This window comes from Sporichthya brevicatena (assembly GCF_039525035.1).
Lineage (GTDB): Bacteria > Actinomycetota > Actinomycetes > Sporichthyales > Sporichthyaceae > Sporichthya > Sporichthya brevicatena.
Map to the genome: position 1 here is coordinate 105,758 of NZ_BAAAHE010000047.1, position 9,542 is coordinate 115,299.

Below are 9,542 nucleotides of genomic sequence, written 5' to 3' on the forward strand. Positions count from 1 at the left end.
ACGTCCCTGGGTCCACCCCTGTCAGCCCGTCCACGGGCCGACACCCCACCCCTGCGGGACGTCATCCCGCAGAACAGGGGTCAGGCGGCGAAGGCGGAGGCGTCGTCGAAGGGGCCGATGACGGCGAGGGTCTCGGGGCCGCCGAGGAGATCGACGGCGAGGGCGGCGACGTCGTCGAGGGTGACGGCGTCGACCCGGTCGAGAACCTCGTCGACCGAGAGCAGCTCGCCGTAGACCAGTTCGCTCTTGCCGAGGCGACCCATGCGGGAGCCGGTGTCCTCCATGCCGAGGACGAAGTTGCCCTTGAGCTGGCCGCGAGCGCGGTCGAGCTCCTCGGCGGTGATGCCGTGGGCGGCGACGTCGGCGAGCTCGGCCCGGCAGACGTCGAGCACCTGCCCGACCTTCTTCGGCAGGCAGCCGGCGTAGACGCCGAACATGCCGACGTCGGCGTAGTGCGCGGCGTAGCTGTACACCGAGTACGCCATGCCCCGCTTCTCGCGGACCTCCTGGAACAGGCGTGAGCTCATGCCGCCGCCCAGCGCGGTGTTCAGGACGTCGAGGGCGTAGCGGCGGTCGTCGGTGCGGGCGAGGCCCGGCCCGCCGAGCAGGACGTTGGCCTGCTCCGTGGGCCGCGGCAGCAGGCGGACCCCGCCGGCGACCTTGAGCGGCTTGCCGCCGATGCGCGCGGGCGCAGGAACGTCGTCCGGGTCCCCGAGGGCGCCGGCCGCCTTGAACGCGGCCTTGGTCAGCTTCACGACCTCGGCGTGCGAGACGTTGCCGGCGGCGGTGACGACGAGGTTCGGCGCGGTGTACCGACGCCGGTAGTGACCGGCGACGGCGGTGCGGCTCATCCCGGTGATGGACGCGACCGTGCCGAGGATCGGCCGCCCGAGGGGCGCGTCACCGAGCAGCGCGACCGCGAACTCGTCGTGGACGGCGTCGGTCGGGTCGTCGGCGTGCATCGCGATCTCCTCGAGGATCACGTCGCGTTCGCCGTCGACGTCGGCCTTCGCGATCAGCGAGGAGGTGACCATGTCCGCGACGACGTCGATCGCCAGCGGCAGGTCGCGGTCGAGCACCCGCGCGTAGTAGCAGGTGTACTCCTTGGCGGTGAACGCGTTCAGCTCGCCGCCGACGGCGTCGAGCGCCGCCGAGATCGCGAGCGCGTCGCGCCGGGGTGTGCCCTTGAACAGCAGGTGCTCCAGGAAGTGGGTGGCGCCGGCCAGGCTGCGGGACTCGTCCCGCGAACCGACGCCCACCCAGATGCCGAACGACGCGGACCGCGCGCCCGGCATCTCCTCGGTCAGGATCCGCAGGCCCCCGGGGAGCACGGTGCGTCGCACCGCCCCCGTCACCGAGCCGCCCGAGCTCCCGGCCGGGAGCAGCGTCCGGGTCGACCCGGGGCGCTGCTCCGCAGCCGGAAACCACTCCTGCCGTGTGGAACGAGATGTCACTCGGCGTCGCCGGCGGAGTCGTCGGACGACTCCCCTTCCTCGCCCTCGATGACCGGCACCAGCGAGAGCTTGCCCCGCTGGTCGATCTCCGCGATCTCGACGAGCAGCTTGGTGCCGACGGCGAGCACGTCGTCGACGTTCTCGACGCGCTTGCCACCGGACAGCTTGCGGAGCTGCGAGATGTGCAGCAGCCCGTCGCGGCCGGGGACGAGCGAGACGAAGGCGCCGAACGTCGTCGTCTTCACGACCGTGCCGAGGTAGCGCTCGCCGACCTCGGGCATCGTCGGGTTGGCGATGGCGTTGATCTGGTTGCGCGCCGCCTCCGCCGCCGGGCCGTTGGTGGCGCCGACGTAGATGGTGCCGTCGTCCTCGATGCTGATGTCCGCGCCGGTGTCGGCCTGGATCTGGTTGATGATCTTGCCCTTCGGCCCGATCACCTCGCCGATCTTGTCGACCGGGATCTTGATCGTGATGATGCGCGGCGCGAAGTCGCTCATCTCGTCGGGGCGGTCGATCGCCTCGTTCATCACGTCGAGGATGTGCAGCCGGGCCTCGCGGGCCTGGGTCAGCGCACCGGCGAGGACCGAGGCCGGGATGCCGTCGAGCTTCGTGTCGAGCTGAAGAGCCGTCACGAAGTCCTTGGTGCCGGCGACCTTGAAGTCCATGTCGCCGTACGCGTCCTCGGCGCCGAGGATGTCGGTGAGCGTGGTGTACTCGCCGCCCTCGAAGACCAGACCCATGGCGATACCCGCGACCGGCGCCTTGAGCGGGCAGCCGGCGTTGAGCAGCGACAGCGTCGACGCGCAGACCGAACCCATCGAGGTCGAGCCGTTCGAGCCCAGGGCCTCGGACACCTGACGGATCGCGTAGGGGAACTCCTCACGCTTCGGCAGCACGGGCAGCAGGGCCCGCTCCGCCAGCGCGCCGTGGCCGATCTCGCGGCGCTTCGGCGACCCGACGCGACCGGTCTCACCGGTCGAGTAGGGCGGGAAGTTGTAGTTGTGCATGTAGCGCTTGGTCTTCTCGGGGTTGAGCGTGTCGATCATCTGCTCCATGCGCAGCATGTTCAGCGTCGTCACGCCCAGGATCTGGGTCTCGCCGCGCTCGAAGAGCGCCGACCCGTGCACCCGCGGGATGACCTCGACCTCGGCGGTGAGCTGACGGATGTCCTTCAGCCCACGCCCGTCGATGCGGATCTTCTCCTTGGTGATCCGCTCGCGGACGACCTTCTTGGTCACCGAGCGGAACGCCGCGGAGATCTCCTTCTCGCGACCCTCGAACTGGCCGACGAGCTTCTCGAGCGTGACCGCCTTGACGCGGTCGAGCTCGGCCTCGCGCTCCTGCTTGGCGGCGATGCTCAGCGCGGCGGCGAGCTCCTCGCGGGCGGCGGCCGTCACGGCCTCCAGCACGTCGTCGCCGTAGTCGAGGAAGATCGGGAACTCGGCGACCTCCTTGGCCGCACGGGTCGCCACGTCGCTCTGCGCGGCGCACAGAACCTTGATGAAAGCCTTCGACGCCTCGATGCCCTCGGCGACGACCTCCTCGGTCGGCGCGGTCGCGCCGACGGCGATCAGGTCGATCGTCTCGGTCGTAGCCTCGGCCTCGACCATCATGATCGCGACGTCGCCGTCCTCCAGGACGCGACCGGCGACGACCATGTCGAACACGGCGCGCTCGAGCTCGGAGTGCCGCGGGAACGCGACCCACTGGTCCTCGATCAGCGCGACGCGGACGCCACCGATCGGGCCCGAGAACGGGATGCCGGAGATCTGCGTCGACATCGAGGCCGCGTTGATGGCGACCACGTCGTAGAGGTCGTCCGGGTCCAGGGCCAGGACGGTCTCGACGATCTGGATCTCGTTGCGCAGGCCCTTGGCGAAGCTCGGGCGCAGCGGACGGTCGATCAGGCGGCAGGTGAGGATCGCGTCCTCGGACGGGCGGCCCTCACGGCGGAAGAACGAGCCGGGAATCCGGCCCGCGGCGTACATGCGCTCCTCGACGTCCACCGTGAGCGGGAAGAAGTCGAGGTTCTCCCGCGGGCTCTTCGCGACCGTGGTCGCGGACAGGATCATGGTGCCGCTGTCGAGGTAGACGGCGGCCGAGCCGGCCGCCTGCTTGGCGAGACGGCCGGTCTCGAACCGGACGGTGCGCTTGCCGAAGCGGCCGTTGTCGATGGTGGCTTCGGCGAAAGTGATCTCGGGGCCCTCCATGGGCTCCCCTCCTCTGGGTCGAGGAGAGGCCGGGTTCGCGCGACGTTCTCGACCGGTCTTCGATCGAGGCCTACGGAGAGTTCGTCGAACCTGGAAGGCTCAGCGCGGCTCCGGGGGCCACTACCGAGGACCGGCGGCGGAGATGTCCGCTTACCGACCGCTCCTACGGTTGGGTTGTTCCCGGGCCTGCGCTATCGACGCAGGCCAAGCCGCTCGATGAGCGAGCGGTAGCGGTTGATGTCGGTCTTGGCCAGGTACTGCAGGAGCCGGCGACGCCGGCCCACGAGCAGGAGCAGGCCGCGCCGGCTGTGGTGGTCGTGCTTGTGCACCTTCAGGTGCTCGGTCAGGTCGCTGATGCGCTTGGTGAGCATCGCGACCTGGGCCTCCGGGGAACCCGTGTCGTTCGGGCTCAGGGCGTACTCGGAGAGGATCGCCTTCTTCTGTGCACTGTCGAGCGGCATGAACTGCTCAGGGCTCCTGTCGGGGGTCGCTGCGCGGCGCGCCGGGGCAGGTCCACCCGGGCTCTGTCTGTCCGCGGCCGTTTCACGGCGTCCGTCAGGCTATCAGCGCAGGTGTCGGTGCCCGAAATCGTCCCCCGCCGACCGGGCGAGGCACCTCAGACGCCGAGGATGCGCCGGGTCTCCTCGACGTCGGCCTTCATGGCCTCCTTGAGCGGTTCGATGCCCTCGAACGGAAGCATGTCGCGCAGCCAGGCGACGAACTCGACGGAGACCTTCTTGCCGTAGAGGTCCAGGTCGGTGCGGTCCAGGACGTAGGCCTCGACCCGGTGGGACGCGTTGGCGAACGTCGGGTTGTCCCCGACCGAGATCGCGGCCGGGAGCCGCTCGGTGCCGTCGACCAGCCAGCCGGCGTAGACGCCGTCGAGGGGACTGGCCAGCTCGTCCGGGACCTCCAGGTTCGCGGTGGGAAAGCCCAGGTCGCGGCCCCGCTGCTCGCCGCGGATCACCGGGCCGGTGACCGTGTACGGCCGGCCGAGGATGCGGGCGGCACCGGCGACGTCCCCGACCGCCAGCAGCTCGCGGACCCGGGTGGAGGAGAACCGGTCGGTGTCGTCGGACTGCAGGTCGACGGCGTCGACGACGAAGCCGTGCTTCTCCCCCATCGAGCGCATGAACGACACGTCACCCGCGGCGCCGGAGCCGAACCGGAAGTCGGCGCCCACGACCACGACCTGCGCGTTCAGCCCGTCCGAGAGGACGGCCCGGACGGCCTGCTCGGCCGTGATCGCGGCCAACTGGGCGGTGAAGGGCACCACGAGCACGGCGTCGGCCCCGTGGGCGGCGAGGCGTTCGAGGCGGTCGGAGAGGGTGCCGAGCATCTTCGGGGCCACCTCGGGCCGCAGGACGACGGCCGGGTGCGGGTCGAAGGTGACGACGTACATCGGCAGGTTCCGCTCGTCGGCGTGCTTGCGGGCGCGGGCGAGGACCCGCTGATGCCCGCGGTGGACGCCGTCGAACTTGCCGATCGCAACCACGCACGGACCGGACGGACGAGGCAGGTCGCCGAGACCGTGCCAGATCTGCACCCGATCTCCCTCGTCTCTCGCGACGCCGTCCGTGGCCACGCCCTGGCCGCGGCTCATCGTACGCAGGCCCGGTCAGGTGTCGCCGAACACCGCGACGGGGCGTGCCCGGCCGCTGCGGACCTCGACCAGTCCGCAGAACCAGTCGTCGGGCCCGAAGACCGCGGTCGGGCCCGTCTCCCCCGGCACGCCGGCCAGCTCCGCAGGCAGCCAGCCGCCGTGGACGAGGATGCGCGCCGCGTCCGCGTCGACGTCCCGCGAGGGGAAGACCGCGCGGGCGGCGCGGTTCAGCGGGACGAGCGTGAGCTCCTCGGCCAACTCCTCGAGCGAGCGGGCCTCGTCGACCCCGAACGGGCCGACGCGGGTGCGCCGCAGCGCCGTCAGGTGTCCCCCGACGCCGAGGCCGGCGCCGAGGTCCCGGGCCAGCGCCCGGATGTAGGTGCCGGTGGAGCAGTCCACCTCGACGTCGAGGTCGACGTACTCGCCCTCGCGCCGGGTGGCGAGCACCTCGAACCGGTCGACCCGCACCGCGCGGGCCGCGAGCTCGACCTCCTCGCCGGCGCGCACGCGGCTGTAGGCCCGCTTGCCGTCGACCTTGATCGCGCTGATCGCCGACGGAACCTGCTCGATGTCACCGGTCAGGGCGGCCACACCCTGCGCGATCGCCTCGTCCGGGACCCCGGACGCGTCGGCGGTCGACGTGGGCGACCCCATCGCGTCGTCGGTGTCGGTGGCGACGCCGAGCCGGATCGTGGCCGCGTACGTCTTGTCCCCGCCGGCGAGGTGCCCGAGCAGCCGCGTCGCGCGCTCCGTCCCGACGACCAGCACCCCGGTCGCCATCGGGTCCAGCGTCCCGGCGTGGCCGACCTTGCGGGTGCCCGCGAGCTTGCGGATCCGCCCGACCACGTCGTGGGAGGTCATCCCCGCGGGCTTGTCGACGATCACCAGCCCGCCGAGCCCCGGCTTGCCGCCGCTACCCACGCCCGACCCCCGCGGGATGACGTCCCGCCCGGGTACGTGTCAGCCCGGGTACGGGCTGACAGGGGCCGCCCAGGGACGTCATCCCTCGGCGTCCTCGGTGTCCTCGGTGTCCTCGGCGTCCGGCTCCGGCGGCTTCCGGTACGGGTCGGCGTCGCCGGCGTACTGCGCGCCCTCGGCGCGGCGGTGGAGTTCGGCGTCCGCGGCCGCGGCCTTGGCCAGCAGGTCCTCGATCGACTTCGAGGTCTCGGGCAGGGCGTCGGCGACGAAGGTGAGCGACGGGGTGTGCTTGACGCCCGTCTGGCGGCCGACCTCGGAACGCAGGACGCCCTTGGCGCTCTCCAGCGCGGCGGCCGTGCCCGCGCGCTCCTCGTCGGTCCCATAAACCGTGTAGAAGACCGTCGCCTCGCGGAAGTCACCGGTCACGCGGGTGTCGGTGATCGTGACGAACCCGAGGCGCGGGTCCTTGACCTTGAGCTCCAAGGTCTCGGCAACGATGACCTTGATGCGGTCCGCCAGCTTGCGCGCGCGGGCCTGCGCACCGGGGCTCGGCATCTCAGTCGTCCTCTCCGTAGAGCTTCTGACGTGTACTCAGAATCTCGATCTCAGGGTGATTCGCCACGAGGCGCTCGCACGAGTCGAGCACCTCGCGGCAGTGCGCGGCGTCGGCCGCGACGACGGCCACCCCGATCAGCGCCCGACGGTGCAGATCGTGGTGGCCGACCTCAGCGGCCGAGACCGCGAACTTGCGCGCGATCTCGGCCACGATCGGCCGCACGACGGCGCGCTTCCCCTTGAGGGAATGCACGTCGCCGAGCAGCAGATCGACGCTGAGGCTGCCGACGAACATCCGGTCCTACTGGTGGTGGTGCCTCAGACGCGCGGCTTCTCCCGCATCTCGAAGGTCTCGATCACGTCATCGACCTTGATGTCGTTGAAGTTCCCGAGGTTGATACCGCACTCGAAGCCCTCGCGGACCTCGGTCGCGTCGTCCTTCTCGCGCCGGAGCGAGTCGATCGTCAGGTTCGGGGCGACGACCGCACCGTCCCGGATGAGGCGAGCCTTCGTGCCGCGGCGGATGAGGCCGCTGCGCACGAGGCAACCCGCGATCGTGCCGAACTTCGACGAGGAGAAGGTCGCCCGGACCTCGGCGGTGCCGAGCTGGATCTCCTCGTACTCCGGCTTGAGCATGCCCTTGAGCGAGGCCTCGATCTCCTCGATCGCTTGGTAGATGATCGAGTAGAAGCGGATCTCCACGCCGGCCCGGTCCGCCGCCTCGCGGGACTTGCCCTCCGCGCGGACGTTGAAGCCGAGGATGACCGCTCCCGACGCCGACGCGAGGTCGACGTCCGACTCGGTGATCGCACCGACGCCCCGGTGGATGACGCGCAGGTGCACCTCGTCGTCCGGGATCTCGATCTTGTACAGCGCGTCCTCGAGGGCTTCGACCGAACCGGACACGTCGCCCTTGATGATGAGCAGGAGCTCGTCGCGCTGACCCTTCTCCAGGGCCTCCTTGAGGTTCTCGAGCCCGACGCGCGGACCACGGGAACGGGCCAGCTGCGCGTTGCGCTCGCGCGCCTCACGCCGCTCGGCGATCTGCCGGGCGACCCGGTCCTCGGGAACGACGAGGAAGTTGTCGCCGGCGCCCGGCACCGAGGTCAGACCGACCACGAGGACCGGACGCGCCGGCCCCGCCTCGGTGACCGTGTTGCCGTGCTCGTCGAGCATGACGCGGACGCGACCGAAGGCGTCGCCACAGACGATCGAGTCGCCCGCGCGCAGCGTGCCGCGCTGGACCAGCACGGTCGCGACCGGACCACGGCCACGGTCGAGGTGGGCTTCGATCGCGACACCCTGGGCGTCCTGGGTCGGGTTGGCCCGCAGGTCCAGGGAGGCGTCGGCCGTCAGCGTGATGGCGTCGAGCAGCTCGTCGATGCCGATCCGCTCCTTGGCGGAGATGTCGACGAACATCGTGTCGCCGCCGTACTCCTCGGCCACCAGCCCGTACTCGGTGAGCTGTCCGCGCACCTTCGCCGGGTCGGCGCCCTCCTTGTCGATCTTGTTGACCGCGACCACGATCGGCACACCGGCCGCCTGGGCGTGGTTCAGGGCCTCGACCGTCTGCGGCTTCACGCCGTCGTCGGCCGCGACCACCAGCACCGCGATGTCGGTGACCTGCGCACCACGGGCACGCATCGAGGTGAAGGCCTCGTGACCCGGGGTGTCGATGAAGGTGATGGGCCGTGCGCGGTCCTCGCCCTCACTGGCGTGCGCCAGCACCTGGTACGCACCGATGTGCTGGGTGATGCCACCGGCCTCGCCCGCGACGACGTTCGCGTTGCGGATCGCGTCCAGCAGCTTCGTCTTGCCGTGGTCGACGTGGCCCATGACGGTGACGACCGGCGGCCGGATGACGAGGTCCGACTCGTCGCCCTCGTTCTCACCCCAGGAGAGGTCGAACGTCTCCAGCAGCTCGCGGTCCTCGTCCTCCGGGGACACGATCTCCAGGACGACGTTGAGCTCCTGCGCGAGCAGCTCGAGCGTGTCGTCACCGACGGACTGCGTCGCGGTGACCATCTCGCCGAGGTGCATCATCACGGCGACGAGCGACGCCGGGTTCGCCCCGATCTTCTCGGCGAAGTCGGTCAGCGACGACCCGCGGGGCAGCCGGACCGTCTGGCCCTGGCCGCGCGGCAGCTGCACGCCACCGATCGACGGGGCCTGCATGTTGTCGAACTCTTGACGCCGCTGCTTCTTCGACTTGCGGCCCTTGGCCGGCCGGCCACCGGGGCGACCGAACGCACCCGCCGTGCCGCCACGACCGCGACCGCCACCACCACCGGGACGGCCGGCGAAGCCGCCGCCACCACCGGGGGGACCACCGGGGCGACCGGCGAAACCGCCGCCGCCACCGCCGCCACCGGGACGACCGGCGAAACCGCCGCCGCCACCGCCGGGACGACCGCCGAAGCCGCCGCCACCGGGACGACCGCCGGGACCGCCCGGACGACCGCCGGGACCCCCACCGGGGCCACGGAAGCCGCCGGGGCCCGTGCCGGGGGCACGGCCGGGCATCATGCCCGGGCTGGGCCGGGGCCCGCCCGGACGCGGGCCGCCGGGGCCGCCGGCGCCCATCGGACGCGGACCGCCCGGACCGGGCTGCGGCGGACGCGGAGCGCCCGGCACGCCACCCGGCGTCGGGCCGGGACGCGGAGCGTTACGGGCCGGCGGACGTGCCATGCCGCTGGCCGAGGAGAACGGGTTGTTGCCCGGCCGGATGGTCGGGCGCGGGGCGGCCGGACCCGGACGCGGGCCCGGAGCCGGGGGCGCGGACGGCGGGGTGTTCGCCGCGGG

General features: G+C 71.7%; 8 protein-coding genes. All 8 read right to left on the reverse strand.

The window, feature by feature from the left end:
- Positions 1-80: 80 nt before the first annotated feature.
- Positions 81-1,454, reverse strand: coding sequence for a M16 family metallopeptidase (locus ABD401_RS22150; protein WP_344608840.1), 1,374 nt, complete (start codon positions 1,452-1,454; stop codon positions 81-83).
- Positions 1,451-3,664: a polyribonucleotide nucleotidyltransferase gene (locus tag ABD401_RS22155; RefSeq protein ID WP_344608842.1), complete on the reverse strand. Its 2,214-nt coding sequence runs from the start codon at positions 3,662-3,664 to the stop codon at positions 1,451-1,453. Before ABD401_RS22155 ends, ABD401_RS22150 begins: the two co-directional genes overlap by 4 nt.
- A 191-nt stretch (positions 3,665-3,855) precedes the next feature.
- Positions 3,856-4,125 carry a 30S ribosomal protein S15 gene (gene rpsO / locus ABD401_RS22160; RefSeq protein ID WP_019876503.1) on the reverse strand — a complete coding sequence of 90 codons (270 nt, stop codon included), beginning with the start codon at positions 4,123-4,125 and terminating at the stop codon, positions 3,856-3,858.
- A gap of 155 nt (positions 4,126-4,280) precedes the next feature.
- A complete protein-coding gene (locus tag ABD401_RS22165) occupies positions 4,281-5,210 on the reverse strand; it encodes a bifunctional riboflavin kinase/FAD synthetase (RefSeq protein WP_344608845.1) in 930 nt (309 codons plus the stop codon).
- Positions 5,211-5,282: 72 nt separating this feature from the next.
- Complete coding sequence (truB, locus tag ABD401_RS22170; protein ID WP_425566229.1) at positions 5,283-6,128, reverse strand: tRNA pseudouridine(55) synthase TruB; 846 nt, start codon at positions 6,126-6,128, stop codon at positions 5,283-5,285.
- A gap of 138 nt (positions 6,129-6,266) precedes the next feature.
- A complete protein-coding gene (gene rbfA, locus ABD401_RS22175; RefSeq protein WP_344608849.1) occupies positions 6,267-6,740 on the reverse strand; it encodes a 30S ribosome-binding factor RbfA in 474 nt (157 codons plus the stop codon).
- Position 6,741: 1 nt separating this feature from the next.
- Positions 6,742-7,035 carry a DUF503 domain-containing protein gene (locus tag ABD401_RS22180; protein ID WP_344608851.1) on the reverse strand — a complete coding sequence of 98 codons (294 nt, stop codon included), beginning with the start codon at positions 7,033-7,035 and terminating at the stop codon, positions 6,742-6,744.
- Between the two features lie 23 nt (positions 7,036-7,058).
- The coding region (infB, locus tag ABD401_RS22185; RefSeq protein ID WP_344608853.1) for a translation initiation factor IF-2 at positions 7,059-9,542 on the reverse strand (2,484 nt) is incomplete at its 5' end.